Source organism: Streptomyces sp. NPDC037203 (genome assembly GCF_055605065.1).
The window spans coordinates 183,096-208,158 of the sequence record NZ_JBVJUC010000002.1 but is presented as its reverse complement, the minus strand read 5'-3'; the positions used below and the strand labels follow the sequence as shown (position 1 = coordinate 208,158).

The window sequence follows — 25,063 nt, the reverse complement described above, 5'->3', positions numbered from 1 at the left end:
CATGGACCACCGCCTCAGCCCCGAGCTGGAGGAACTCCGCCGTACGGTCGAGGAGTTCGCGCACGACGTCGTGGCGCCGAAGATCGGCGACTTCTACGAGCGGCACGAGTTCCCGTACGAGATCGTCCGCGAGATGGGCCGCATGGGCCTGTTCGGGCTGCCGTTCCCGGAGGAGTACGGCGGCATGGGCGGCGACTACCTGGCGCTCGGCATCGCCCTGGAGGAACTGGCGCGGGTGGACTCCTCGGTGGCGATCACCCTGGAGGCCGGTGTCTCGCTGGGCGCGATGCCGATCCACCTCTTCGGCACCGAGGAGCAGAAGCGCGAGTGGCTGCCCCGACTGTGCGCGGGCGAGATCCTCGGCGGCTTCGGCCTGACCGAGCCGGACTGCGGCTCGGACGCGGGCGGGACCCGCACGACGGCCCGCCTCGACCCCGACACCGACGAGTGGGTGATCAACGGCACCAAGTGCTTCATCACCAACTCCGGTACGGACATCACCGGGCTGGTCACGGTCACCGCGGTCACCGGCCGCAAGCCCGACGGCAAGCCGCTGATCTCCGCGATCATCGTGCCGTCCGGCACGCCGGGCTTCACCGTCGCGGCGCCGTACTCCAAGGTCGGCTGGAACGCCTCGGACACCCGCGAGCTGTCCTTCGCGGACGTCCGCGTCCCCGCGGCCAACCTGCTCGGCCAGGAGGGCCGCGGCTACGCCCAGTTCCTGCGCATCCTGGACGAGGGCCGCATCGCCATCGCCGCCCTCGCGACGGGTCTGGCGCAGGGCTGTGTGGACGAGTCGGTGAAGTACGCCAAGGAGCGGCACGCCTTCGGCCGGCCGATCGGCGCCAACCAGGCGATCCAGTTCAAGATCGCCGACATGGAGACGAAGGCCCACACGGCACGCCTCGCCTGGCGCGACGCCGCCTACCGCCTGGTCGCCGGCGAACCCTTCAAGAAGGAGGCGGCCATGGCCAAGCTGTACTCCTCCACCATCGCGGTCGACAACGCCCGCGAGGCCACCCAGATCCACGGCGGCTACGGCTTCATGAACGAGTACCCGGTGGCCCGCATGTGGCGCGACTCCAAGATCCTCGAAATCGGCGAGGGCACGAGCGAGGTGCAGCGCATGCTGATCTCACGGGAACTGGGACTGGCGGGCTGAGCCCGCGGAAGCTCGGACCGAGGGGGGCGCGTCCACGTGGACGCGCCCCCTCGCCTTTCCTGCGCCGGGGGGCTACGACGTGATGCGGTACGCGGACGGATCCGGTCGGCGGTAGTACCGGCTCAGCGCGTAGGCCAGAGCAACGCCTGCGCCACGATGACCCGTTCGCCGTCGAAGGTGACGGCGGGGCCCTGGTGGAGTTCGTAGCCGAGGGCCAGTGCCTCGCTGACCCGGTGGCAGAAGGCGGCGTCGTCGGGGCCGGTGAGGACGCGGTAGGCGGGGAGGCCGCCGGGGGGTGTGCTCATGGAGGCAAGGGTCGCAGGCGGGCCTGCCGTCAGGGCGCGGACCCCCACAGCTCCATCCCGGCAGCGAGCAGTTCCAGCACGGCGGCCCGCTCGCCGGGGGTCCAGTCGTCGCACTCGTCCGCGCACAGCTTCCCGTACGCGCCCTCGTGCACCGCGCCCCGCCGGGGCGGCCGGCGGTCCTCACCGAGCCCGCGGGCCAGGTCCTCGAAGAAGTTCCACGCCTCCAGCACGACCCCCGCGGGCACCCGCCGGCGCACCGGGTCCGCCAGCCAGCGCTCCACCCGGACGAGTTCCAGCGTGTCCACCCCGGAGGCCGCGAGGCGCCACCCCCGCCGCCCCGCGAACAGCCGCGCCTGCCGCCCCGTCACGAACACCGGCACCCGGCGGCTCCCGCCCTCCGTCACCGTCAGCACCCGGTCGGGCTCGTCCCCGCGCCCCCCGGCCCACAGCACCACACCACTGCGCCCGGCCCCGCGTACCCGGTACGCGTAGAGCCTCCCGCACCCGGCCACCCCCATGAACCCCGCCTCTCCTGAGCGAGTTTCACAGTCAACGCGGTCGAGCAGGCGGAGGCAAAGGCATTCCGCGCGGCGGGCGGCCCCGGCGCGGGAAACCGCACCGCACCCTGGGACAGACAAGAAGGTTAGGCTAACCTAAGCATCGCACTTGTCCGGCGGGCGTCGCGCCCCGTTCGAAAGCGGTCAGATCCATGTCCCATGCCCGTGCCATCCACCTCTCCCGCCGCGGCCTGCTCGCCGCGGGCGGCGCCGTAGGGCTCGGCGCCGCGCTCGCGGCCTGCGGGGACGACAAGGGCAAAGCCGAGGGCGCCGGCAGCGGGTCGACCGCGGCGAAGCCGGGACCCTGGACGTTCAAGGACGACCGCGGCACGACCGTGAAGCTCGACAAGGTGCCGGCGGACATCGTCGCCTTCACCGGCGTCGGCGCCGCGCTCTACGACTACGGTGTCCAGGTCAAGGGCGTCTTCGGCCCCACCACGACCAAGGGCGGCAAGCCCGACGTCCAGGCCGGCGACATGGACGTCAGCAAGGTGACCGTCCTCGGCAACACCTGGGGCCAGTTCAACGTCGAGAAGTACGCCGCCCTCTCCCCCGACGTGCTGATCACCACGATGTTCGACGGCGCCGGCACCCTCTGGTACGTCCCGGAGCAGTCCGCCAAGCAGATAGCCGAACTCGCGCCCAGCGTCGGCATCTCCGTCTACGACCGCCAGCTCACCCAGCCGCTCCAGCGGATGTGGGACCTCGCCGAGTCGCTCGGCGGCGACATGAAGGCCGCCAAGGTCACCGACGCGAAGAAGCGGTTCGAGGCGGCCGCCGCCCGGCTGCGGGCCGCCGCCAAGGCCAAGCCGCACATCAAGGTGATGGTCGGCAGCGCCAGCGACCAGCTGTTCTACGTCTCGGGCACGCGTCTGTCCATCGACCTGGAGTACTTCAAGGCCCTCGGCGTGAACTTCGTGGAGCCGCCGGAGAGCGCGAAGAAGCAGGGCGGCGGCTGGTACGAGTCGCTGAGCTGGGAGAACGTCGACAAGTACCAGGCCGACATCATCATGATGGACGACCGGTCCTCCGCCATCCAGCCCGCGGACATCACCAAGCCGACCTGGCGGAAGCTGCCGGCGGTGAAGGCGGGCCAGGTCATCGCGCGGTCGCCCGAGCCGATCCTGTCGTACGACAAGTGCGTACCGCTGCTGACGACGCTCGCCGAGGCACTGGAGAAGGCGAAGAAGGTCAGCTAGGCACCCCCCGATCGCGGGGCCGCCCGGCCGCGTGCGCCGTGGCCGGGGCGCCCCGAGGTTCGCCGCAGTCCCCCCGCTTCCCCCCAGGAGCCCTCATGACCACGGCCGTTGCCGCCCCTTACCGGTTCTTCTCCCTCCAGGTCGTACGGACGCGGCGGCTCGGGCCGTCCCTCGTCCGGGTCACCTTCGGCGGGAGCGAGCTGTGCGACTTCCGTTCCGAGGGACGCGACCAGTCCCTCTCGCTGTTCCTGCCGCACCCCGGCCAGACCGAGCCCGTCGTACCGCTCGACCTCGGGGACGGGTGGTGGCAGGCATGGCGGGAACTGCCGGACGACGTACGGGCCGTGATGCGCTCGTACACCCTGCGGGAGCTGCGCCGCGATCCGGACGAGGTCGACATCGACTTCGCCCTGCACGGGGTCGGTCCCGGCGCCGCCACCGCCGCGGGACCCGCCTCCCGGTGGGCCGCGCGGGCCGTCCCCGGCGACCGGGTGCTGGTGCTCGGGCCCGTGCTCGCCGACAACCGGGCCATCCGGTTCCGCCCGCCCGAGGACACCGATCTGGTGGTGATGTGGGGCGACGAGACCGCCGTGCCCGCCGCGACCGCGACCCTGGAGTCCCTCCCGGCGGGCACCCGCGTACGCGCCTGGCTCCAGGTACCGCACCCCGGTGACATCCAGGACGTGCGCACGGACGCCGACGCGGAGATCACCTGGCTGGTGCGGGGCGAGGGCGACCCGGACCCTCTCGACGCCGTGCGCGGCGCCCAACTCCCGCCCACCGCACGCCCGTACGTGTGGATCGCCGGCGAGTCCGGTCATGTGAAGGCCCTGCGGCGGCACTTCGTCCAGGAGCGCGGGGTCGACCGGCGCCGGGTCACCTTCGTCGGGTACTGGCGGCGCGGACTGACCGAGGAGCAGCTCCGCGCGGCGGGCGAGTAGGTGCGGGCGGCGCCGCACAGCCGCCCCGCCCCGTTTCGCAGGCGTTCCCCGCACACGTGTGCCTTGATCCAAAGAACTTAGGTTAGGCTAACCTAAGTTAATCCCCACGGACTTCCCCCCGGAGGACCCCCCATGCGCTCCCACCTGCTCAATGGCCTCACGGCGGAGCACTACCGCCGCTCCGTGACCGAAGGAGTAGAGCGGGTGGCGGCCAAACTCGCCGCCACCGAGCGCCCGTTCACCGGCGTCACCGTGGACGAACTGTCCCCCCGCGTCGACGCCATCGACCTCGACCGCCCGCTCGGCGACACCGCCGCCGTCCTCGACGAGCTGGAGGACGTCTACCTGAAGGACGCGGTCTACTTCCACCACCCCCGCTACCTCGCCCACCTCAACTGCCCGGTCGTCATCCCGGCCGTGCTCGGTGAGGCCGTGCTCTCCGCGGTCAACTCCTCGCTGGACACCTGGGACCAGTCGGCCGGCGGCACGCTCATCGAGCGCAAGCTGATCGACTGGACGACCGCGCGGACCGGCCTCGGGCCCGCCGCGGACGGCGTGTTCACCTCCGGCGGCAGCCAGTCCAACCTCCAGGCGCTGCTGCTGGCCCGCGAGGAGGCCAAGAGCGGCGACCTCGCGAAACTGCGTATCTTCGCCTCCGAGGCCGGCCACTTCAGCGTGCAGAAGTCGGCGAAACTGCTCGGGCTCGGCCCCGACGCGGTCGTCACCGTCCCCGTCGACCGCGACAAGCGGATGCAGACCGTCGCCCTGGCCCGCGAGCTGGAGCGCTGCCACGCCCGAGGCCTGGTGCCCATGGCGGTCGTCGCCACCGCCGGCACCACCGACTTCGGCTCCATCGACCCGCTGCCCGAGATCGCCGAGCTGTGCGACCGCCACGGCGCGTGGCTGCACGTGGACGCGGCCTACGGCTGCGGGCTGCTCGCCTCGCGCAAGTACCGGCACCGCCTCGACGGCATCGAGCGCGCCGACTCGGTGACCGTCGACTACCACAAGTCCTTTTTCCAGCCCGTGAGTTCATCCGCCGTGCTGGTGCGCGACGGCGCCACCCTGCGGCACGCCACCTACCACGCCGAGTACCTCAACCCGCGCCGCGCGGTGCGCGAGCGCATCCCCAACCAGGTCGACAAGTCCCTCCAGACCACCCGCCGCTTCGACGCCCTCAAGCTGTGGCTGACGCTGCGCGTGATGGGTGCCGACGGCATCGGCGAACTCTTCGACGAGGTCTGCGACCTGGCCGTACAGGGCTGGCACCTGCTCGCCGCCGACCCGCGCTACGACGTGGTGGTCGAGCCGTCCCTGTCCACCCTCGTCTTCCGCTACGTCCCGGCCGCCGTCACCGACCCGGCGGAGATCGACCGCGCCAACCTCCATGCCCGCAAGGCGCTGTTCGCCTCCGGCGACGCGGTGGTCGCGGGCACCAAGGTGGGCGGCCGCCACTACCTGAAGTTCACCCTGCTCAACCCCGAGACGACGGTGTCCGACATCGCCGCCGTCCTCGATCTCATCGCCGGCCACGCCGAGCAGTACCTGGGAGAGTCCCTTGACCGCGCTTCCTGAATCCACCCGCGTCCACGACCTCGTGGGGATCGGACTCGGCCCCTTCAACCTCGGCCTCGCCTGCCTGACCGAGCCGATCGCCGAACTGGACGCCGTCTTCCTGGAGTCGAAGCCCGGCTTCGAGTGGCACGCCGGGATGTTCCTGGACGGCGCCCACCTCCAGACCCCGTTCATGTCGGACCTGGTCACCCTCGCCGACCCCACCTCGCCGTACTCCTTCCTCAACTACCTGAAGGAGAAGGGCCGGCTGTACTCCTTCTACATCCGCGAGAACTTCTATCCGCTGCGGGTGGAGTACGACGACTACTGCCGCTGGGCCGCCGGCAAGCTGAGCAGCGTCCGCTTCGGCACGACGGTCACCGAGGTGTCGTACGAGGACGGCCTCTACGCCGTACGGACCGAGGCCGGCGACACCGTCCGCGCCCGGCACCTCGTGCTCGGCACGGGCACGGTGCCCTACCTTCCCGAAGCCTGTCGGGACCTCGGCGGGGACCTGCTGCACACCTCCCAGTACATGCACCGCAAGGCGGAGTTGCGGCAGAAGAGGTCCGTCACGGTCGTCGGCAGCGGGCAGAGCGCCGCCGAGATCTACTACGAGCTGCTGTCCGAGATCGACGTCCACGGCTACCAGCTGAACTGGGTCACCCGCTCCCCCCGGTTCTTCCCGCTGGAGTACACCAAGCTGACCCTGGAGATGACCTCCCCGGACTACATCGACTACTTCCGCGCGCTGCCCGAGGAGACCCGCTACCGGCTGGAGAAGCAGCAGAAGGGCCTGTTCAAGGGCATCAACTCGGAGCTCATCGACGCGATCTTCGACCTGCTGTACCAGAAGAACGTGGCGAGCGGAGACCGGCCGGTGCCGACCCGGCTGCTCACCAACTCCACGCTGAAATGCGCCGGTTACGACGGCGAGGCGTACACCCTCGGCTTCCGCCAGGACGAGCAGGGCAAGGACTTCGAGATCCGCACCGAGGGCCTGGTGCTGGCCACCGGCTACCACTACGCGCCCCCGGCCTTCCTCGCCCCGCTGCGCGAACGGCTGCGCTACGACGGCCACGGCCGCTTCGACGTGGCCCGCAACTACGCCATCGACGTCACCGGGCGCGGCGTCTTCCTCCAGAACGCCGGCGTCCACACCCACAGCATCACCAGCCCCGACCTGGGCATGGGCCCGTACCGCAACGCGTGCATCATCCGCGAGGTGCTCGGCAGCGAGTACTACCCGGTCGAGAAGTCCATCGCCTTCCAGGAGTTCGCCGTATGACCGCCCCGACCTTCACCTTCCGGCCCGTCGATCCGCTCCGGGACGCCCAGTTGCTGCACTCCTGGGTCACCCACCCGAAGGCCGCCTTCTGGATGATGCAGGAGGCGAGACTGGAGGACGTGGAGCGGGCGTACATGGAGATAGCCGCCGACGAGCACCAGCACGCGCTGCTCGGGCTCCGGGACGGCGCCCCCGCCTTCCTCATGGAGAAGTACGACCCCGCCCACCGGGAACTGGTCGGCCTCTACGAGCCGCGGCCGGGCGATGTCGGGATGCACTTCCTGACCCCCGCGACCGACACCCCCGAGCACGGGTTCACCAAGGCCGTCATCACCGCCGTCATGGCACATCTCTTCGCGGACCCGGCCACCGAGCGCGTGGTCGTGGAACCGGACGTGCGCAACAAGGCGGTGCACGCGCTGAACGCGGCCGTCGGGTTCGTGGCCGAGCGCGAGATACAGAAGCCGGAGAAGACGGCCCTGCTGAGCTTCTGCACCCGCGAGCAGTTCACGAAGGCGGTGTCCGCGTGCTGACGCCCGCCGAGTCCGTGGCCCACCTGTCCCCCGAGCGCTGGGCGCGGGCCGAGCGGCTGCTGCTCCGCAAGGCGCTCGCCGAGTTCGCGCACGAGCGCCTGATCACCCCCGAGGAGGACGGCGAGGGCTATGTCGTCCGCAGCGACGACGGCCTCACCGCCTACCGGTTCACCGCCGTGCGGCGCGCCCTCGACCACTGGGAGGTCGACGCCGGCTCGATCACCCGGCAGCGTGACGGCGCCGAACTTCCTCTCTCCGCACTGGACTTCTTCATCGAGCTGAAGGACTCCCTGGGCCTGAGCGACGCCATTCTGCCCGTCTACCTGGAGGAGATCTCCTCCACCCTCTCCGGCACCTGCTACAAGCTCGCCAAGGACCGGCTCGCCTCCGCCGAACTGGTGGCGAGCGGCTTCCAGGCGATCGAGACCGGGATGACCGAGGGCCACCCCTGCTTCGTCGCGAACAACGGGCGGCTCGGCTTCGGGGTCCACGAGTACCTGGCGTACGCCCCGGAGACCGCGCACCCCGTCCGGCTGCTGTGGCTGGCCGCGCACCGCTCCCGCGCCGCGTTCACGGCGGGCGCCGGGATCGAGTACGAGGGCTTCATCCGGGCCGAGTTGGGCGCGGAGACCGTCGAGCGGTTCCGGCGGACGCTGACCGGGCAGGGCCTCGACCCGGCCGACTACCTCCTCATCCCGGTCCACCCCTGGCAGTGGTGGAACAAGCTGTCCGTCACCTTCGCGGCGGAGGTGGCCCGCCGGCACCTCGTCCCGCTCGGCGAGGGCGACGACGAGTACCTCGCCCAGCAGTCCATCCGGACCTTCTTCAACACCAGCGCCCCGCACAAGCACTATGTGAAGACGGCCCTGTCCGTCCTCAACATGGGCTTCATGCGCGGGCTCTCGGCCGCCTACATGGAGGCCACCCCCGCGATCAACGACTGGCTCGCCCAGCTGATCGAGGGCGACCCGGTGCTCAAGGGCAGCGGCCTGACGATCATCCGCGAGCGGGCCGCCGTCGGCTACCGGCACCTGGAGTACGAGCGGGCCACCGACCGCTACTCCCCCTACCGCAAGATGCTCGCCGCGCTGTGGCGGGAGAGCCCGGTGCCCTCCCTCCAGGACGGCGAGACGCTCGCCACCATGGCCTCCCTGCTGCACGTCGACCACGAGGGCGCGTCCTTCGCGGGCGCCCTGATCGAGCGGTCCGGACTCGATCCCGCCGCATGGCTGCGCCGGTACCTGCGGGCGTACTACGTCCCGCTGCTGCACAGCCTCTACGCCTACGACCTGGCGTTCATGCCGCACGGCGAGAACACCATCCTGGTGCTGCGGGACGGGGTCGTGCAGCGGGCCGTCTACAAGGACATCGCCGAGGAGATCGTGGTGATGGACCCGGACGCCGTGCTGCCGCCGGAGGTCACCCGGATCCGCGCCGACATCCCCGAGGACCAGAAGCTGCTGTCGATCTTCACCGACGTCTTCGACTGCTTCTTCCGCTTCCTCTCCGGGAACCTCGCCGCCGAAGGAGTCCTCACCGAGGACGAGTTCTGGCGCACGGTCGCGGAGGTCTCCCGCGCGTACCAGGAGGCGAATCCGCAACTCGCCGACCGGTTCCGGCAGTACGACCTGTTCGCCCCCGAGTTCGCGCTGTCCTGCCTCAACCGGCTCCAGCTCCGCGACAACCGGCAGATGGTGGACCTCGCGGACCCGTCGGCGGCGCTCCAGCTGGTGGGCACGCTGCGCAACCCGCTGGCCGGCCGCTGACGCGCGGCACCGGTGCTCGGCGCCGGTGCCGGGCACGGACGGGCGGGCGGGCGCCCCGGAGTACGGTCCTCCGGGGCGCCCGTTCGGCTCACGCTCGGCCGTCGGTCCAGGGCACCTGCGGCGACCGGTAGTACCCGATGCCGAGGGCGTCCCAGCGCGGGGCCTGCGCGGCCAGCCGTACCTTGTAGGTGTCCCAGTCGTGGGTGGCGGCGGGCGACCAGCCCAGCTCGGCCGCGCCCGGCAGCCGCGGGAACGCCATGTAGTCGATGTCGGCCGACGTCTTCAGCGTCTCCGACCACAGCGGCGCCTCCACCCCCTTGACCGCCGACGCGGGAGCGCCCGGCAGATAGGCGCCCGGATCCCAGTCGTACGACCGCCGCACCTCGACCAGTCCGGCCCAGGTCAGCCCCAGCCTGGTGTCCTTGGTGTACTTCATGTCGAGGTAGACCCGGTCGGCCGGGGACAGGATCAGCCCCGTGCCGTTCCGCGCGGCCGCGGCGACCTGCTCCTTCTCGGCCGCGCTGGTGCTGTCCAGCCCCCAGTACTGGGCGAGCGCCCCCTTGGCCGGGTGGGCGCCGGTGAGCTGGTGCCAGCCGATGACCTTCTTGCCGTACTTCGCGACGATCGGCTGCACGCGGTCCATGAAGGTCACGTAGTCGGCGTGGCTGGTGGAGTGCGCCTCGTCACCGCCGATGTGCAGATAGCGGCCCGGCGTGAGCGCGGCCAGCTCCCTGACGACGTCGTTCACGAAGGTGTAGGTGACGTCCTTGGACACGCACAGCGAGCTGAAGCCGACCTCGGTACCGGTGTAGCGCGGAGGCGCCACGCCGTCGCAGTTCAGCTTGGCGTAGGAGGCGAGGGCCGCGTTGGTGTGGCCGGGCATGTCGATCTCCGGCACGACCTCCATATAGCGGGAGGCGGCGTAGGAGATGAGCTGCCGGTACTCCGCCTTCGTGTAGAAGCCGCCCTTGCCGCCGCCGACCTCGGTGGTGCCGCCGTAACGGGCGAGCCGGGGCCAGGAGTCGATGGCGATGCGCCAGCCCTGGTCGTCGCTGAGGTGCAGATGCAGCTCGTTGACCTTGTACAGGGCGAGTTCGTCGATGTACCGCTTCACCTGGGCGACGGTGAAGAAGTGCCGGGAGACGTCCAGCATGGCGCCGCGGTAGGCGTAGCGGGGCTGGTCCTCGATGGTGCCGCCGGCGATCCGCCAGCTCGCGCGCTGGACGGTCTTCTTCTCGACGGCGGCCGGGAGGAGTTGGCGCAGCGTCTGCACGCCGTGGAAGAGTCCGGCCGGGGCGCTCGCGGTGAGCGTGACACCGGAGGGGCCGCTGCGCAGCCGGTAGCCTTCGGCGCCGTAGCCGCCCTTGTCCAGGCGCAGCCGGATGCCGCCGCTGCCGTGCTCGGTGAGCGGCAGCGGGTAGCCGGTGGAGGGCCGCAGGATGCCGGCCAGGTAGGCGCCGACGCGGCGGACTCCCGCCGGGCCGTCCACGCGGAGGGCGGTGGCGCGGGTGATGCGGTACGGGGCGCCGCCGGGGGTGACGGAGGCGGGGGCCGGGACCACCTGGTCCAGCGGCGTGACGCGGGCCTCGGGCGGGGCGGGGGCGGCGCCGAGGGTGAAGGCACCGGCCGCCGCGACGAGCAGCAGCGAACCGAGGACGCGGGCGGTTCGGGGAGTCGTACGGTCATTCCGTGTCACATGCGCTCCCTTCGGAACTGGTCGGGACCACTCTCCCACCGGGGGCGCCGGGAGGTGAGGAGTGACGTAGGACACAGTGGACGAACGGGAGTTCAGCACACCACCCGGCAGCTCAGTGCCCGATATCGGGCAGGATTCTTGCGAAACCGACGCCGGTACCCGAGGATCTACGGGTGCACGACGAACTCGTAGATCATCTGACGCGGTCCACGCCCCTCGGCAGGGGCGAGGCGTTGCGGGTGATCCAGGACGTGCTCGCCTATTTCGACGAGTCGACGGAGGATTTCGTCCGTCGCCGCCACCGCGAACTCCAGGCCCGTGGCCTGGTGAACGCGGAGATCTTCGAACGGATCGGGGCGGACCTCAGATATCGAGCGGTGGCACCGCCCGAGCTGACGCTCAGGCAGCTGCGCCGCATCGTCTACGGCTAGGAATATCTGTATATGTGCGGAATTGTCGGTTACATCGGGAAGCGTGACGTCGCCCCCCTCCTCCTGGAGGGCCTCCAGCGGCTGGAATACCGCGGGTACGACTCCGCGGGCATCGTGGTCACCTCCCCGAAGGCGCCCGGCCTGAAGATGGTCAAGGCCAAGGGCCGGGTGCGCGACCTGGAGGCCAAGGTCCCGGCGCGCTTCAAGGGCACCACCGGCATCGCCCACACCCGCTGGGCCACCCACGGCGCCCCCTCCGACGTGAACGCCCACCCGCACATGTCGGCCGACAACAAGGTCGCCGTCGTGCACAACGGCATCATCGACAACGCCGCCGACCTGCGCCGCAAGCTGGAGGCGGAGGGCGTCGAGTTCCTCTCCGAGACCGACACCGAGGTCCTCACCCACCTCATCGCCCGCGCCGGCGCCGAGAAGCTGGAGGACAAGGTCCGCCAGGCGGTCCGGCTGATCGAGGGCACGTACGGCATCGCCGTGCTGCACGCCGACTTCCCGGACCGGATCGTGGTGGCCCGCAACGGCTCCCCGGTCGTGCTCGGCATCGGCGAGAAGGAGATGTTCGTCGCCTCGGACATCGCCGCGCTGGTCATGCACACCCGGCAGATAGTGACGCTGGACGACGGCGAGATGGCCACCCTCAAGGCCGACGACTTCCGCACCTACACCACCGAGGGCACGCGCACCACCGCCGAGCCCACCACGGTGGAGTGGGAGGCCGAGTCGTACGACATGGGCGGCCACGACACCTACATGCACAAGGAGATCTTCGAGCAGGCCGACGCGGTGGACCGCGTGCTGCGCGGCCGGATCGACGACCGCTTCTCCACCGTGCACCTCGGCGGGCTCAACCTGGACGCCCGCGAGGCCCGGCGGATCCGCCGGGTGAAGATCCTCGGCTGCGGCACCTCGTACCACGCGGGGCTCATCGGCGCCCAGATGATCGAGGAGCTGGCCCGCATCCCCGCGGACGCCGAGCCGGCCTCCGAGTTCCGCTACCGCAACGCGGTCGTGGACCCCGACACGCTGTACGTCGCGGTCTCCCAGTCCGGCGAGACGTACGACGTGCTCGCCGCCGTGCAGGAGCTCAAGCGCAAGGGCGCGCGGGTCTTCGGCGTCGTCAACGTGGTGGGCTCCGCGATCGCCCGTGAGGCGGACGCCGGGATCTATGTGCACGCAGGCCCCGAGGTCTGTGTCGTCTCGACCAAGTGCTTCACCAACACCACGGTCGCCTTCGCGCTGCTCGCGCTGCACCTGGGCCGCACCCGCGACCTCTCGGTGCGCGACGGCAAGCGGATCATCGAGGGCCTGCGCAGGCTGCCCGACCAGATCACCGAGATCCTCAAGCAGGAGGAGCAGATCAAGGAGCTGGCCGAGCTGTACGCCGGCGCCCGCTCGATGCTGTTCATCGGCCGGGTCCGCGGCTACCCGGTCGCCCGCGAGGCCTCCCTCAAGCTCAAGGAGGTCTCGTACATCCACGCCGAGGCCTACCCCGCCTCCGAGCTGAAGCACGGCCCGCTGGCCCTGATCGAGCCCGCCCTGCCGACGGTCGCGATCATCCCGGACGACGACCTGCTGGAGAAGAACCGCGCCGCCCTGGAGGAGATCAAGGCCCGCTCGGGCAAGATCCTCGCCGTGGCCCACCGGCACCAGGAGAAGGCCGACCAGACGATCGTCGTCCCCAAGAACGAGGACGAGCTCGACCCGATCCTGATGGGGATCCCCCTCCAGCTCCTCGCCTACCACACGGCGAAGGCCCTGGGCCGCGACATCGACAAGCCGCGGAACCTGGCGAAGTCGGTGACGGTCGAGTAGGGACCGGCGCAGCCGACCGAACGAACCCCCCATGCGCCGCACGGGGGGTTCTTCCGTCTCAGGGGATCACGATCACCGGCCGCCGGGCGCGCCGCGCGAGCCGCCCCGCGACCGAGCCGAAGATCCGGCCCACGATCCCGTGCGTGGAGCCGACGACGATCGCGTCCGCCTCGTACTCCCGCCCCACCTCCTCGAGTTCGTGGCAGATGTCACCGCCGCGCTCGACGAGGATCCAGGGCACCTCGGAGAGGTAGTCCGCGCAGGCGAGTTCGAGGCCGAGCACCTCCGTACGGTGATCCGGCACGTCCACGAAGACCGGGGGCTCGCAGCCCGCCCACACCGTGGTGGGCAGCCGGTTGGCCACATGCACGATGATCAGACCGGAGCGGGAGCGGTGCGCCATGCCGATCGCGTACGCGAGGGCGCGCTCGCTGGAGGTGGAGCCGTCGAAGCCGACGACGACACCGTGCCGGAAGGCGGGGTCGCAGGAAGGACGTGCCTCTTCGGCCGCCTGGGGATCGGCCGCCGTAGGATCGGCGACCGGTCGCTTGCGGTCCGCGGGTTCGAAGAATTCGTGACCGGCCATGGCTGTCTCGGCGTTGTGATCCTTTATGGGACGGAACGACAGTGTGCGGCGGACCTGTGTCCGGGATTCATCTTCCCCACCCCATACCCCCAAGGGTACGGCGGCACGCCTCCCGAGCCCAGATCCCTTGCACGCTCCGTAAGCGGTCCCCCGACATCCGTAGGGGTTCACCGGAGCATGCACGAGCCGCGCCCGTTACGCAATGCTTGCTGCCCCGTACAGGCGCTTTGCACGGGATTCGCGGACGCACGGCCGGTGACCGACCGCTCCGCCAGGCGTTGAAGGGGGTGAGCCACCACCACGGGGAGCCACCGGGCGCCATCGTGCGCCGGCGGCCGACCCAGCTCGCCACAGGGAGTACGAGATGTCCGGACACCGGTCCCGCCCCGAGGAGCCCGGCCCGCAGGACAGCACCGGTGAGCTGATCCGCTGGGCCGCCTTCACCTGCGTCCTCGTCCCGGTGGTCCTGCTCTGGTACGGCACCTCGCTCGCCGGCGCCACCGGCACCGCCCTGGGGCTTGCCGCCGTCACGGCCGCCTGCCGGCTGCTGCTCCGGCGTTCGGAGCACGCGGCGCGGCACGGCGCGCGCCGGAGTGCGGGCCGGGGCCGGGGGCGCGGATCACGGCGCGGCGGGACGCGGGGTGCCGGGCGGGACGCCGGCCGGGGCGGGGGCCGGAACGGCGGGCGCCACGGCGGGCGTTGCGAGATGCAAAGAGGCGGACGTCACACGCGGCAGCGGACACCGGTCGACTGACCGGTTTCCGTGCTTCCAAGCGCTCCTTTTCAGCCAACTTCTTGATATCGCCCAAGTGGGGTCCCCACCACCCCTCAACCCCCGTTCCACCTGCACGGAAAGGGTCCAGGGGGCGCTGCGCACCCTACGCGGTTTGGCCACTGCCCGGAGGCGCACTTCCCTGCACGGCCCACGAGTGCAACGCTTCGTGATCGAATGCTTCACGCCAAGTTGTCATGTCGACAATGTGCCGCATTTGGAACTGGTCACCGTGCGTTTGCGGGACCCAGTAGATTCGATCTTGACTGTCTTTACGGCGGGGGACTCGTGCAGGACCGAGGGGAAACGTGCAGGAGCGACACAACCGAGGAGCCGCGACCACCGAGGGGGGCTTAGCAGTATGAGCCACGACTCCACTGCCGCGCCGGAAGCCGCTGTCCGGAAACTGTCCGGGCGTCGCCGCAAGGAGATCGTCGCGGTGCTGCTGTTCAGCGGCGGCCCCATCTTCGAGAGTTCCATACCGCTGTCGGTGTTCGGCATCGACCGCCAGGACGCCGGGGTGCCGCGCTACCGACTGCTGGTGTGCGGCGGCGAGGAGGGTCCGCTGCGGACCACCGGCGGTCTCGAACTCACCGCCCCGCATGGGCTGGAGGCGATCGCCCGCGCCGGTACGGTCGTCGTACCGGCCTGGCGCTCGATCACCGCGCCACCGCCCGAGGAGGCGCTCGACGCACTGCGCCGGGCACACGAAGAGGGCGCCCGCATCGTAGGGCTGTGCACCGGCGCGTTCGTGCTCGCGGCCGCCGGGCTGCTCGACGGCCGCCCGGCGACCACCCACTGGATGTACGCGCCGACGCTGGCCAAGCGCTATCCGTCGGTGCACGTCGACCCGCGGGAACTGTTCGTCGACGACGGCGACGTGCTGACCTCCGCGGGGACGGCGGCCGGAATCGATCTCTGTCTGCACATCGTGCGGACGGACCACGGCAACGAGGCGGCCGGTGCGCTGGCCCGCCGGCTGGTGGTCCCGCCGCGCCGCTCGGGCGGTCAGGAGCGCTACCTCGACCGGTCTTTACCCGAGGAGATCGGCGCCGACCCGCTCGCCGAGGTCGTCGCCTGGGCGCTGGAGCACCTCCACGAGCAGTTCGACGTGGAGACGCTGGCGGCACGCGCGTACATGAGCCGTCGTACGTTCGACCGCAGGTTCCGTTCGCTCACCGGGAGCGCGCCGCTGCAGTGGCTGATCACCCAGCGGGTGCTCCAGGCTCAGCGGCTGCTGGAGACGTCGGACTACTCGGTGGACGAGGTGGCGGGCCGGTGCGGGTTCCGCTCGCCGGTCGCGCTGCGCGGGCACTTCCGCCGCCAGCTCGGTTCCTCGCCCGCCGCGTACCGGGCCGCGTACCGGGCCCGGCGGCCCGGTGGCGACAAGCCGGGTGAGGCGGAGGCGGCGCTCCAGCAGGGCGCCGGGCAGCCGTTGCCCCCGGTGGGTCCGGCGGGTCCGGGACCGCTGAGCGGCATGCCCGTGCTGCACACCGAGCGGGACAACGGGGTGCCGATGCAGAGCAGGCGCACCGCGGCCGGGGCGGTGAGCCTGCTTCCCGGACCGCGTTCCGGGAGCTGACCGGAAGACCGGCGAGGGGGTGCGGAGTCCGGCTCCGCGCCCCCTCTCTTCGTCCGCGGGGCATCCAAAGGGCGAGGTCCGCCTTAGGGTGGTCGCATGAACGATCGCATGGTGTGGATCGACTGCGAGATGACCGGCCTCTCGCTGTCCGACGACGCTCTCATCGAGGTGGCCGCCCTCGTCACCGACTCCGAGCTGAACGTACTCGGCGAGGGGGTGGACATCGTCATCCGCCCGCCGGAGCGGGCGCTGGAGACGATGCCGGAGGTGGTGCGTCAGATGCACACCGCGTCCGGGCTGCTCGCCGAGCTCCCGAACGGCACGACGCTCCAGGACGCCGAGGAGCAGGTCCTCGCGTACATCAAGGAGCACGTGAAGGAGCCGGGCAAGGCTCCGCTGTGCGGCAACTCCGTCGGCACCGACCGCGGCTTCCTGCTGCGCGACATGCCGACGCTGGAGGACTGGCTGCACTACCGGATCGTGGACGTCTCCTCGGTCAAGGAGCTGGCCCGCCGCTGGTACCCGAGGGCGTACTTCAACAGCCCGGAGAAGAACGGCAACCACCGGGCGCTCGCCGACATCCGCGAGTCCATCGCCGAGCTGCGCTACTACCGCGAGGCCATCTTCGTGCCGCAGCCCGGCCCGGACTCGGAGACGGCGCGGACGATCGCGGCGAAGCACGTGCTGCCCGCGGCGCAGTAGCCGGCGAAGCCGGCCCCCGGATCCTGTCCGGGGGCCCGCGGGGGCGCGTCGGGGAGTCGCGCGAAAACCTGTGCGCGAGCACCCCCTCGGACCCTGTAGACTTCTTCTCGGCCGGTCGGGGAAACGACAAGTTTCCAAGCGCCGGTCATGGTGGGTGTAGCTCAGCTGGTAGAGCACCTGGTTGTGGTCCAGGATGCCGCGGGTTCGAGTCCCGTCACTCACCCTGTGTGAACAGCCGGTGACCCGTCGCAAGACGGTTCACCGGCTGTTTCTCGTTTCCCGCAAGCGGCGCCCGGCATCCGCGCCGCCCCCGCCTACGAGGACGCCCGCACCACCAGCTCCGTCGGCAGCACCGCGTGCCGCCGCTCGCCCCGCCGGGAACCCGAGGGGCGCCGGTCGGATATCTCTGCCAGCAGGAGGTCGATCATGGCGCGGCCCATGTGGTCGATGGGCTGGCGGACGCTGGTCAGGGGCGGGTCCATGTGGCGGGCGATGGCGGAGTCGTCGTAGCCGACGAGGGCGACGTCGTCCGGGATGCGCAGCCCGGACTCGCGCAGGACCTGGCGGGCGCCGGCCGCCGTGACGTCGGAGCCGGCGAAGACGGCATCCAGGCCGGGGCTGCGGGCCAGCAGGGCGGACATGGCCTTGCGGCCGCCCTCCTCGGTGAAGTCGCCCGGTTCCACCAGGAGTTCGTCCACCTCGTGACCGGCGGCACGCAGGGCGTCGCGGTAGCCGTCGACGCGGCGGCGGGCGCCGTAGACGTCCAGGCGGCCGGTGATGTGGGCGATACGGGTGCGGCCGCGGGCCAGCAGGTGCTCCACGGCCGCGCGGGCGCCGCCGTAGTTGTCCGAGTCCACCGAGGTGAGCGTCTCCGCGGCCGAGCGCGGGCCGCTGACCACGGCCGGGATCTCCAGCTGGGACAGCAGTTCGGGCAGCGGGTCGTCGGCGTGCACCGAGACCAGCAGGACGCCGTCGACCCGGTGCGCCGCCAGGTACTCGGCGAGGCGCTGCCGCTCCCGGTCGTTGCCCGCGAAGATCAGCAGCAACTGCATCTCGGTGTCGGCCAGTTCGGCGCCGACCCCGCGCAGCATGTCGGAGAAGTACGGCTCCGCGAAGAACCGGGTCTCCGGCTCGGGGACGACCAGCGCGATGGCGTCGGTGCGGTTGGCGGCCAGCGCGCGGGCCGCCGTATTGGGGACATAGCCCAGCTCGGCGACGGCCGCCTCCACCGCGGCGCGGGTCGCGTCGCTCACTCGGGGCGAGCCGTTGATCACGCGCGAGGCCGTGCCCCGGCCGACCCCCGCCCGCGCGGCGACCTGCTCAAGCGTGGGCCGGCCCCCGCTCCGGCCCCGCACTCCATGGCTCGCCATGCGCTCCGCCTCCCTCGCATCCTCCGGTTGGCTGGAATCTAACAGTCCCGGCCCGCCCCCAGACGGCTCCGTATGCCCCAGGCGCCCCGAACGCCCCGCCCGCACGGGCCAGTTAACGCTCCGATAACTGAACTAGGCCCCCGTGTCCGGTCCCTTGACACCCCGCTCGGAACCGACGACTCTTCAAGCCATCACTTGTGGGAGCGCTCCCACAGTACCTGACACCTACACAACCCGCACGTTCCCCGCCCGAGCCGCAGCGCGTGACGAACGGGCCCGATTCCATGCAGTCGGCCGGGGGGTCGGCACGTCAGGCAACAGGAGGACGCAATGCGCACGAACTTCCGCGGGTCCAGGCGGATGATGGCCCTCGCGGCCGTCGCCGCGCTGACCACGGGTTTGCTGGCCGGCTGCGCCAAGGACGCCAAGGACGGCTCCTCGGACGACGCGGACGGCGGCAACGGCAAGGGGAAGATCACGCTGACCGTCGGGACCTACGGCGTCTTCGGCTACAAGCAGGCCGGTCTCTTCGACGAGTACATGAAGCTCCACCCGGACATCAACATCAAGGAGAACGTCACCACCCGCACCGACGTCTACTGGCCGAAGGTGCTCACCCGCCTCCAGGCCGGCTCCGGCACCGATGACATTCAGGCCATCGAGATCGGCAACATCACCGAGGCCGTGCAGACGCAGGCGGACAAGTTCGTCGACATGAGCAAGTACGTCGACAAGTCCCAGTGGCTGGACTGGAAGAACGCCCAGGCCACGACCAAGGACGGCAAGCTGATCGGGCTCGGCACCGACATCGGCCCGATGGCGATCTGCTACCGCAAGGACCTGTTCCAGAAGGCGGGCCTGCCCACCGACCGGACCAAGCTCGCCCAGATGTGGAAGGGCGACTGGGCCAAGTACGTCGACGTCGGCAAGGAGTACATGAAGAAGGCGCCCAAGGGCACCAAGTTCGTGGACTCGGCGGCCTCCGTCTACAACGCCGCCCTCGGCGGCGCCACGGACCGCTACTACGACAAGGACGGCAATGTCATCTGGGACAAGTCGCAGGGGGTGAAGAAGGCCTGGGACGTGGCGATGACCGTCGCCACCAGCGACATGTCGGCGAAGCTCAAGCAGTTCGACCCGACCTGGGACCAGGGCTACGCCAACGCCTCCTTCGCCACCGTCGCCTGCCCGGCCTGGATGATGGGCTACATCGAGCAGAAGTCCGGTGACTCCGGCAAGGGCAACTGGGACGTGGCGGCGGCGCCCACCGCCTCCAACTGGGGCGGCTCCTGGATCGGTGTGCCGACCGCGGGCAAGCACCAGAAGGAGGCCATCGCGCTGGCCAAGTGGCTGACCGCGCCCGCCCAGCAGGAGAAGGTCTTCGCCAAGCAGGCGAGCTTCCCCTCGACCCCGGCCGCCTACCCGGCCCTGAAGCCGGCCGCGGACACCACCGCCTACTTCTCGAACGCGCCGATCACCCAGATCTTCTCCGACTCGGCGAAGACCATCCCGACGCAGATCTTCGGCGCCAAGGACCAGCCGATGAACACCGCCGTCACGGACGTCGGCATCCTCCAGGTCGAGCAGAAGGGCAAGACGCCGGCTCAGGGCTGGGACGCGGCGTCCAAGGAGATCAAGGACGTGCTCGGCCAGTGACCAGCTCCGACGAGGCTCTCGCGCACTCCGCGTCGAGCGCCGAGGCCGCGCCCGGCACCCCGCCGGGCGCGGCCCGGAGCGCTCGCCGCCCGGCCGGGCCGGCCGCCGCCGGCTCCTGGCGCAGCCGGCTGTACCGCTGGGACATGAAGGGGTCGCCATACGCGTTCGTCGCCCCCTTCTTCATCCTCTTCGGGGCCTTTACCCTGGTGCCGCTGCTCTACACGGCCTGGTACTCGCTGCACGACGTCCAGCTGTCCTCGCTGGACCACCAGACCTGGACGGGCCTGGACAACTACCGGAACCTGCTGTCCTCGGACTTCTTCTGGAACGCCCTGAAGAACACCTTCACCATCGGTGTGCTCTCGACGGTGCCGCAGCTGCTGGCCGCGCTCGGGCTCGCCCACCTGCTGAACTACCGGCTGCGCGGCTCGACCGTGTGGCGGGTGGTGATGCTGACGCCGTACGCGACCTCGGTGGCCGCGGCGACCCTGGTGTTCACGCTGCTGTACTCGTGGGACGGCGGCATGGTCAACTGGCTGCTGCACTTCGCCGGGGTGGGACCGGTCAACTGGCGCGAGTCCGACTGGGGTTCGCAGTTCGCGGTGTCGTCCATCGTGATCTGGCGGTGGACCGGCTACAACGCGCTGATCTATCTCGCCGCCATGCAGGCGATCCCGGCCGACCTGTACGAGTCGGCGGCGATCGACGGCGCCAACCGCTGGCAGCAGTTCCGGCATGTGACCGTCCCGCAGCTGCGGCCGACGATCCTGTTCACGGTCGTGGTCTCCACCATCGGCGCGACCCAACTCTTCGGTGAGCCTCTGCTGTTCGGCGGGGTCAGCGGGTCCAAGGGCGGCTCCGAGCACCAGTACCAGACGCTCGGTCTGTACATGTACGACCAGGGGTGGATCGTCGGCAACCTCGGCAAGGCGTCCGCGATCGCCTGGTCGATGTTCCTGATCCTGCTGATCATCGCCGCGGTCAACCTGCTGCTCACCCGACGGCTGAGGAAGTCCCAATGACCACCAGTGAACTGACGCTGCCGCCGAAGGCGCGCACCCCGCGCACCCGGCGCCGGGTGCTGGGCGCCGGCAAGCAACTGCACGCGGGACCGATGACGTACGTCGTCCTGACCGTCTTCGCGCTGGTCTCGCTCGCCCCGCTGGTGTGGACGGCGGTCGCGGCCTCCCGCACCGACCGGCGGCTGGCGCAGACCCCGCCGCCGCTGTGGTTCGGCGGCAACCTGTTCAGCAACCTCCAGGCGGCCTGGGACCAGGCCGGGCTCGGCACCGCGATGGTCAACTCGGTGTTCGTGGCGGGCACCATCACGGTCAGTACGGTGCTGTTCGCGACACTGGCCGGGTTCGCCTTCGCCAAGCTCCGGTTCCGCTTCTCCGGGCTGCTGTTGCTGCTGACCGTCGGCACCATGATGATCCCGCCGCAGCTCGCCGTCGTACCGCTGTATCTGTGGATGGCGGACCTCGGCTGGTCCAACCAGCTCCAGACGGTGATCCTGCCGAGCCTGGTGACCGCCTTCGGCACCTTCTTCATGCGGCAGTACCTGATCCAGGCGCTGCCCTCGGAGCTGGTGGAGGCGGCGCGGGTGGACGGGGCGAGCAGTCTGCGGATCGTCTGGCACGTGGTCTTCCCGGCCGCGCGGCCCGCGATGGCGGTGCTCGGCCTGCTGACCTTCGTGTTCGCCTGGAACGACTTCCTGTGGCCGATCATCGCCCTGAACCAGCAGAACCCGACCGTGCAGGTGGCCCTGAACGCGCTCGGCACCGGCTACGTCCCGGACCAGTCGGTGATCATGGCGGGCGCGCTGCTGGGCACCCTGCCGCTGCTGATCGCCTTCCTGCTGTTCGGCAAGCAGATCGTGGGCGGGATCATGCAGGGCGCGATCAAGGGTTGAGCCCGGCGAACCGCTCAGCCCGCGCGGGGCCGGGCCCTGACCGCCCGGCCCCCTCATCCGCCCGCTCCGCCCGGCGGGACGCCCCGCGCCCGCCCCTCCCCCGCGGGCCGCCCGTCCGGCACGCCCGCCACCTCCGGTCCCTCCAACTCTCACGGGAGCGCTTCCATGTCCGAACCACTCACCCCCGCCACCTTCCCGACCGACTTCCTCTGGGGCTGTGCGACCTCGGCGTACCAGATCGAGGGAGCGGTGCGGGAGGGCGGCCGCACCCCCTCGATCTGGGACACGTTCAGCCATACGCCGGGCAGAACGGCGGGCGGTGACCACGGTGACATCGCCGTCGACCACTACCACCGCTACCGGGAGGACGTCGCGCTCATGGCCGGCCTCGGCCTGAACGCCTACCGGTTCTCCGTCTCCTGGTCGCGGGTGCAGCCGACCGGCCGGGGCCCCGCGGTCCAGGTGGGCCTGGACTTCTACCGCCGGCTCGTGGACGACCTGCTGGAGCACGGCATCCGGCCCGCCGTCACCCTCTACCACTGGGACCTGCCGCAGGAGCTGGAGGACGCGGGCGGCTGGCCGGAGCGGGAGACCGCGCTGCGGTTCGCGGAGTACGCCCAGCTCGTCGGGGAGGCGCTGGGCGACCGGGTGGAGCAGTGGATCACCCTCAACGAGCCCTGGTGCAGCGCCTTCCTGGGCTACGGCTCCGGGGTGCACGCCCCCGGCCGTACCGACCCGGTGGCCTCGCTGCGCGCCGCGCACCACCTCAACCTCGGCCACGGCCTCGCCGCCTCGGCGCTGCGCTCGGTGATGCCGGCCCGCAACCAGATCGCGGTCAGCCTCAACTCCTCGGTGGTACGGCCGCTCACGCCGGACCCGGCCGACCTGGCCGCGGTGCGGCGCATCGACGACCTGGCCAACGGCGTCTTCCACGGACCGATGCTGCACGGGGCGTATCCCGCCTCGCTGCTGGAGGCGACCGCCCGGATCACCGACTGGTCGTTCGTGCGGGACGGCGATCTGGCCGCGGCCAGGGCGCCGCTGGACGCGCTGGGCCTGAACTACTACACCCCCGCGCTGGTCTCGGCCGCCCCCGGCAAGGTCGCGGGCCCGCGCGCGGACGGCCACGGCGCCAGCGAGCACTCCCCCTGGCCGGGCGCCGACGACGTGCTGTTCCACCAGACGCCGGGCGAGCGCACCGAGATGGGCTGGACCATCGACCCGAGCGGCCTGTACGAGCTGATCATGCGCTACTCGCGGGAGGCGCCGGGGCTGCGGCTGTACATCACGGAGAACGGCGCGGCCTACGACGACAAGCCGGACGCCGAGGGCCGGGTGCACGACCCCGAGCGCATCGCGTACCTGCGCGCCCACCTCGCCGAGGTGGAGCGCGCCATCGCGGACGGGGCCGATGTGCGCGGCTACTACCTGTGGTCCCTGATGGACAACTTCGAGTGGGCGTACGGCTACGGCAAGCGGTTCGGCGCGGTGTACGTCGACTACACGACCCTGGAGCGCATCCCGAAGTCGAGCGCCCACTGGTACAGCCGGGCGGCACGGACGGGGCAGCTGCCGCCGGTGGACGCGGCGTGAGCTGACCGCCTGAGCCAGGGGCGCGGCGGAGTGCCGCCGCGCCCCTGGCTCGTGTCCGCGGTCCTGCCGTGTCTCACTTGAAGGCGGCGAACGCCTTCGAGAACGCCCACTTGTCCTGGGCGACGGAGCTGCACGTGGGGTCGGCGGAGGGCTTGGGGCCGCCGGGGCACTGCTGGTCGCGGGCGCCGGACCACATGGACAGTCCGCCGAGGCCCTTGGCGGTGGCGAAGCCCGCGAGCCGGGTGGCGTCGGCGACCGTGAAGGTCTCGGTGGACACGTCGTTGACCCCGATCATCGGGGTGACGGCGACGGTCTTCCAAGCGGCCGCGTCGGAGAGCCCGAGCACGCTCTTGACCTGGGCCTGGGTGGCGGTCGCGGCCTGCTCGGCGTAGCCGCCCATGTCGCCGCTGTACGAGGCGCCGTAGTCCATCGCCATGATGTTGACGGTGCCGGTCCGCACGCCGTTCGCCTTGGCGTTGGACAGCAGGTTGACGCCGTCCTGGGTGAGGCCCTCGGGCATCACCGGGAGGGTGAAGGAGACGTCCAGGCCGGGGTGCTGGGCCTGGAGCTTGGCGATGGCCTGGGCGCGGCGGGTGTTGGCGGCCGTGTTCGGCAGCGCGCCGCCCTCCACGTCGAAGTCGACCTTGGTCAGCTTGAACGCGTCGATCACCTTGCCGTACGCCGCCGCGAGCGCGTCCGCGGAGGAGCAGGTGGTGGCCAGCTCGGAGCCGCTGGCGCCGCCGAAGGAGACCCGGACATCGCCGCCCTTGGCGCGCAGGGCGCCGATCTGCGCGGCCACGGCGTCGCCCGTGACATCGGTGACGCCGCCCCACTTGGGGGTGCAGCCGCCGCCGTCGGTGATGAAGGCCAGGTTGTAGTTCTTCACCCCGGTGGCGTCGGCGGCGCCGAGGAGGTCGAAGGCCGGGTAGAGGGAGGTGTCCACGTAGGGGGCGAACCCGGCGGACGCGGTGGTGCCGGAACCGGTGCTCGTGGTGGGCGTGGGGGCGGGGCTGGTGGTCTTGGTGGGCGTGGGGGCCGGGGTGGGGGTCCCGGTTTCCGTGGGTCGGCCGCTCGGCTCGGGGGCCGGGCCGTCGTCGGTGGAACAGGAGCTGCCGTCGATACGACAGCCCGTCGGGGCGCCGCTGCCCTCGACCACGAAGCCGACGGTCACCGACTTGCCGGGGGCGAGACCGGTGGTGTCCCAGCTCGCGGGGCGGACCGTGACATGGCTTCCGCTGACGCTGGAGGTGCCGTTCCACAGCGAGGACAGCCTCGCCCCGGCCGGCAGGTCGAACTCCAGGGTCCAGTTCTTCTCCTGCTGCGTGCTGGTGTTGGTGACGACGTACTGGCCGGTGTAGCCGGTGGACCAGTCGCTGGTCCTGGTGTACGCGGCGTTCACCCCCGCCGCGTTCGCCGTGCCCGTGAACAGGAGCGCTGCGCCGCCGACCACGGCCGCGGCGACGAGGCCGCCTATCGCCTTGTTCCTGCCACTGATGCTGCGCCGGTGCGTGCTCATGCGCGTGCCTGCCTTCGTTCGTCGCGGGGGTGTGGGGGTGTGTGGTGCGGCAGCACGCTAGCGAGCCGGAATCGGGCAAACGGTCTGATGCGGACGGCCGTTGCGGTCCTTA

At 70.9% G+C, this 25,063-nt stretch carries 22 protein-coding genes and 1 tRNA gene; 17 read left to right on the top strand and 6 right to left on the bottom strand.

Features of this window, described 5'->3' with window-relative positions; all coding sequences use genetic code 11:
* Position 1 precedes the first annotated feature (1 nt).
* Positions 2 to 1,162: an acyl-CoA dehydrogenase family protein gene (locus ACZ7EC_RS05440; protein ID WP_471058340.1), complete on the top strand. Its 1,161-nt coding sequence runs from the start codon at positions 2 to 4 to the stop codon at positions 1,160 to 1,162.
* Between the two features lie 122 nt (positions 1,163 to 1,284).
* On the opposite strand, the gene ACZ7EC_RS05435 is transcribed toward ACZ7EC_RS05440, so the two are convergent.
* Both ACZ7EC_RS05435 and ACZ7EC_RS05430 read right to left on the bottom strand, forming a co-directional pair.
* Positions 1,285 to 1,467 carry a DUF1737 domain-containing protein gene (locus ACZ7EC_RS05435; protein ID WP_471058337.1) on the bottom strand — a complete coding sequence of 61 codons (183 nt, stop codon included), beginning with the start codon at positions 1,465 to 1,467 and terminating at the stop codon, positions 1,285 to 1,287.
* 29 nt (positions 1,468 to 1,496) lie between these two features.
* Complete coding sequence (locus ACZ7EC_RS05430; RefSeq protein WP_471058334.1) at positions 1,497 to 1,985, bottom strand: hypothetical protein; 489 nt, start codon at positions 1,983 to 1,985, stop codon at positions 1,497 to 1,499.
* A gap of 191 nt (positions 1,986 to 2,176) precedes the next feature.
* Between ACZ7EC_RS05430 and ACZ7EC_RS05425 the strand changes: the two genes are divergently transcribed.
* The 6 genes from ACZ7EC_RS05425 to ACZ7EC_RS05400 all read left to right on the top strand — a co-directional run bounded on the left by ACZ7EC_RS05425 (position 2,177) and on the right by ACZ7EC_RS05400 (position 9,305).
* Positions 2,177 to 3,223, top strand: coding sequence for an ABC transporter substrate-binding protein (locus ACZ7EC_RS05425; protein WP_471058332.1), 1,047 nt, complete (start codon positions 2,177 to 2,179; stop codon positions 3,221 to 3,223).
* 95 nt (positions 3,224 to 3,318) lie between these two features.
* Positions 3,319 to 4,164: a siderophore-interacting protein gene (locus tag ACZ7EC_RS05420; protein ID WP_471058329.1), complete on the top strand. Its 846-nt coding sequence runs from the start codon at positions 3,319 to 3,321 to the stop codon at positions 4,162 to 4,164.
* A gap of 132 nt (positions 4,165 to 4,296) precedes the next feature.
* The gene (gene desA / locus ACZ7EC_RS05415; RefSeq protein WP_471058326.1) at positions 4,297 to 5,739 is read left to right on the top strand and encodes a lysine decarboxylase DesA; all 1,443 of its coding nucleotides are present in this window, start codon (positions 4,297 to 4,299) and stop codon (positions 5,737 to 5,739) included.
* The gene (locus tag ACZ7EC_RS05410) at positions 5,723 to 7,006 is read left to right on the top strand and encodes a lysine N(6)-hydroxylase/L-ornithine N(5)-oxygenase family protein (protein ID WP_471058323.1); all 1,284 of its coding nucleotides are present in this window, start codon (positions 5,723 to 5,725) and stop codon (positions 7,004 to 7,006) included. Before desA ends, ACZ7EC_RS05410 begins: the two co-directional genes overlap by 17 nt.
* Positions 7,003 to 7,539, top strand: coding sequence for a GNAT family N-acetyltransferase (locus ACZ7EC_RS05405; RefSeq protein ID WP_471058321.1), 537 nt, complete (start codon positions 7,003 to 7,005; stop codon positions 7,537 to 7,539). Before ACZ7EC_RS05410 ends, ACZ7EC_RS05405 begins: the two co-directional genes overlap by 4 nt.
* Positions 7,536 to 9,305, top strand: a complete 1,770-nt coding sequence (locus ACZ7EC_RS05400) for an IucA/IucC family protein (RefSeq protein WP_471059723.1) — start codon at positions 7,536 to 7,538, stop codon at positions 9,303 to 9,305. The genes ACZ7EC_RS05405 and ACZ7EC_RS05400 overlap by 4 nt, the downstream gene beginning before the upstream one ends.
* 88 nt (positions 9,306 to 9,393) lie before the next feature.
* Here ACZ7EC_RS05400 and ACZ7EC_RS05395 read toward each other — a convergent pair whose 3' ends face one another.
* The gene (locus ACZ7EC_RS05395; RefSeq protein WP_471058318.1) at positions 9,394 to 11,001 is read right to left on the bottom strand and encodes a beta-N-acetylhexosaminidase; all 1,608 of its coding nucleotides are present in this window, start codon (positions 10,999 to 11,001) and stop codon (positions 9,394 to 9,396) included.
* Between the two features lie 173 nt (positions 11,002 to 11,174).
* Between ACZ7EC_RS05395 and ACZ7EC_RS05390 the strand changes: the two genes are divergently transcribed.
* Together ACZ7EC_RS05390 and glmS are read left to right on the top strand one after the other, a co-directional pair.
* A complete protein-coding gene (locus tag ACZ7EC_RS05390) occupies positions 11,175 to 11,432 on the top strand; it encodes a hypothetical protein (RefSeq protein ID WP_397985815.1) in 258 nt (85 codons plus the stop codon).
* Positions 11,433 to 11,444: 12 nt separating this feature from the next.
* Positions 11,445 to 13,262, top strand: coding sequence for a glutamine--fructose-6-phosphate transaminase (isomerizing) (gene glmS / locus ACZ7EC_RS05385; RefSeq protein WP_471058315.1), 1,818 nt, complete (start codon positions 11,445 to 11,447; stop codon positions 13,260 to 13,262).
* A 58-nt stretch (positions 13,263 to 13,320) separates the two neighbouring features.
* Here glmS and ACZ7EC_RS05380 read toward each other — a convergent pair whose 3' ends face one another.
* A complete protein-coding gene (locus ACZ7EC_RS05380; protein WP_471058312.1) occupies positions 13,321 to 13,848 on the bottom strand; it encodes a universal stress protein in 528 nt (175 codons plus the stop codon).
* A gap of 364 nt (positions 13,849 to 14,212) precedes the next feature.
* On the opposite strand from ACZ7EC_RS05380, the gene ACZ7EC_RS05375 reads away from it, so the two are divergent.
* The 4 genes from ACZ7EC_RS05375 (at position 14,213) to ACZ7EC_RS05360 (ending at position 17,127) form a co-directional block, all read left to right on the top strand.
* Entirely contained in the window at positions 14,213 to 14,602 is a 390-nt protein-coding gene (locus tag ACZ7EC_RS05375) for a hypothetical protein (RefSeq protein WP_471058309.1), read from the top strand.
* A 379-nt stretch (positions 14,603 to 14,981) separates the two neighbouring features.
* Positions 14,982 to 16,202: a helix-turn-helix domain-containing protein gene (locus tag ACZ7EC_RS05370; protein ID WP_471058306.1), complete on the top strand. Its 1,221-nt coding sequence runs from the start codon at positions 14,982 to 14,984 to the stop codon at positions 16,200 to 16,202.
* A 96-nt stretch (positions 16,203 to 16,298) separates the two neighbouring features.
* The gene (gene orn / locus ACZ7EC_RS05365; protein WP_471058304.1) at positions 16,299 to 16,904 is read left to right on the top strand and encodes an oligoribonuclease; all 606 of its coding nucleotides are present in this window, start codon (positions 16,299 to 16,301) and stop codon (positions 16,902 to 16,904) included.
* A 150-nt stretch (positions 16,905 to 17,054) separates the two neighbouring features.
* Positions 17,055 to 17,127 (top strand) — tRNA-His (locus ACZ7EC_RS05360).
* A 91-nt stretch (positions 17,128 to 17,218) separates the two neighbouring features.
* Here ACZ7EC_RS05360 and ACZ7EC_RS05355 read toward each other — a convergent pair.
* A complete protein-coding gene (locus ACZ7EC_RS05355; protein ID WP_471058302.1) occupies positions 17,219 to 18,274 on the bottom strand; it encodes a LacI family DNA-binding transcriptional regulator in 1,056 nt (351 codons plus the stop codon).
* A 330-nt stretch (positions 18,275 to 18,604) separates the two neighbouring features.
* On the opposite strand from ACZ7EC_RS05355, the gene ACZ7EC_RS05350 reads away from it, so the two are divergent.
* The 4 genes from ACZ7EC_RS05350 (at position 18,605) to ACZ7EC_RS05335 (ending at position 23,435) form a co-directional block, all read left to right on the top strand.
* The gene (locus tag ACZ7EC_RS05350; RefSeq protein WP_471058299.1) at positions 18,605 to 19,930 is read left to right on the top strand and encodes an ABC transporter substrate-binding protein; all 1,326 of its coding nucleotides are present in this window, start codon (positions 18,605 to 18,607) and stop codon (positions 19,928 to 19,930) included.
* A complete protein-coding gene (locus ACZ7EC_RS05345) occupies positions 19,927 to 20,952 on the top strand; it encodes a carbohydrate ABC transporter permease (protein ID WP_471058296.1) in 1,026 nt (341 codons plus the stop codon). Before ACZ7EC_RS05350 ends, ACZ7EC_RS05345 begins: the two co-directional genes overlap by 4 nt.
* Positions 20,949 to 21,842 carry a carbohydrate ABC transporter permease gene (locus ACZ7EC_RS05340; RefSeq protein WP_471058293.1) on the top strand — a complete coding sequence of 298 codons (894 nt, stop codon included), beginning with the start codon at positions 20,949 to 20,951 and terminating at the stop codon, positions 21,840 to 21,842. The genes ACZ7EC_RS05345 and ACZ7EC_RS05340 overlap by 4 nt, the downstream gene beginning before the upstream one ends.
* Positions 21,843 to 22,007: 165 nt before the next feature.
* Positions 22,008 to 23,435 (top strand): GH1 family beta-glucosidase, encoded by a 1,428-nt coding sequence (locus tag ACZ7EC_RS05335; RefSeq protein ID WP_471058290.1) that lies wholly within the window; start codon positions 22,008 to 22,010, stop codon positions 23,433 to 23,435.
* Between the two features lie 73 nt (positions 23,436 to 23,508).
* Here the strand turns inward: ACZ7EC_RS05335 and ACZ7EC_RS05330 are convergent, their stop codons facing one another.
* Positions 23,509 to 24,951, bottom strand: coding sequence for a glycoside hydrolase family 18 protein (locus ACZ7EC_RS05330; RefSeq protein ID WP_471058287.1), 1,443 nt, complete (start codon positions 24,949 to 24,951; stop codon positions 23,509 to 23,511).
* Between the last annotated feature and the right edge of the window lie 112 nt (positions 24,952 to 25,063).

Excerpts from the sequence above, each read along its gene's own strand:
- ACZ7EC_RS05355 (WP_471058302.1), bottom strand. The coding sequence starts at position 18,274 with ATGGCGAGCCATGGAGTGCGGGGCCGGAGCGGGGGCCGGCCCACGCTT.
- ACZ7EC_RS05370 (WP_471058306.1), top strand. The coding sequence starts at position 14,982 with ATGAGCCACGACTCCACTGCCGCGCCGGAAGCCGCTGTCCGGAAACTG.
- ACZ7EC_RS05350 (WP_471058299.1), top strand. The coding sequence starts at position 18,605 with ATGCGCACGAACTTCCGCGGGTCCAGGCGGATGATGGCCCTCGCGGCC.
- ACZ7EC_RS05435 (WP_471058337.1), bottom strand. The coding sequence starts at position 1,467 with ATGAGCACACCCCCCGGCGGCCTCCCCGCCTACCGCGTCCTCACCGGC.
- ACZ7EC_RS05420 (WP_471058329.1), top strand. The coding sequence starts at position 3,319 with ATGACCACGGCCGTTGCCGCCCCTTACCGGTTCTTCTCCCTCCAGGTC.
- glmS (WP_471058315.1), top strand. The coding sequence starts at position 11,445 with ATGTGCGGAATTGTCGGTTACATCGGGAAGCGTGACGTCGCCCCCCTC.
- ACZ7EC_RS05330 (WP_471058287.1), bottom strand. The coding sequence starts at position 24,951 with ATGAGCACGCACCGGCGCAGCATCAGTGGCAGGAACAAGGCGATAGGC.
- ACZ7EC_RS05335 (WP_471058290.1), top strand. The coding sequence starts at position 22,008 with ATGTCCGAACCACTCACCCCCGCCACCTTCCCGACCGACTTCCTCTGG.
- ACZ7EC_RS05440 (WP_471058340.1), top strand. The coding sequence starts at position 2 with ATGGACCACCGCCTCAGCCCCGAGCTGGAGGAACTCCGCCGTACGGTC.
- ACZ7EC_RS05425 (WP_471058332.1), top strand. The coding sequence starts at position 2,177 with ATGTCCCATGCCCGTGCCATCCACCTCTCCCGCCGCGGCCTGCTCGCC.
- desA (WP_471058326.1), top strand. The coding sequence starts at position 4,297 with ATGCGCTCCCACCTGCTCAATGGCCTCACGGCGGAGCACTACCGCCGC.
- ACZ7EC_RS05405 (WP_471058321.1), top strand. The coding sequence starts at position 7,003 with ATGACCGCCCCGACCTTCACCTTCCGGCCCGTCGATCCGCTCCGGGAC.
- ACZ7EC_RS05380 (WP_471058312.1), bottom strand. The coding sequence starts at position 13,848 with ATGGCCGGTCACGAATTCTTCGAACCCGCGGACCGCAAGCGACCGGTC.
- ACZ7EC_RS05375 (WP_471058309.1), top strand. The coding sequence starts at position 14,213 with ATGTCCGGACACCGGTCCCGCCCCGAGGAGCCCGGCCCGCAGGACAGC.
- ACZ7EC_RS05430 (WP_471058334.1), bottom strand. The coding sequence starts at position 1,985 with ATGGGGGTGGCCGGGTGCGGGAGGCTCTACGCGTACCGGGTACGCGGG.
- ACZ7EC_RS05340 (WP_471058293.1), top strand. The coding sequence starts at position 20,949 with ATGACCACCAGTGAACTGACGCTGCCGCCGAAGGCGCGCACCCCGCGC.
- orn (WP_471058304.1), top strand. The coding sequence starts at position 16,299 with ATGAACGATCGCATGGTGTGGATCGACTGCGAGATGACCGGCCTCTCG.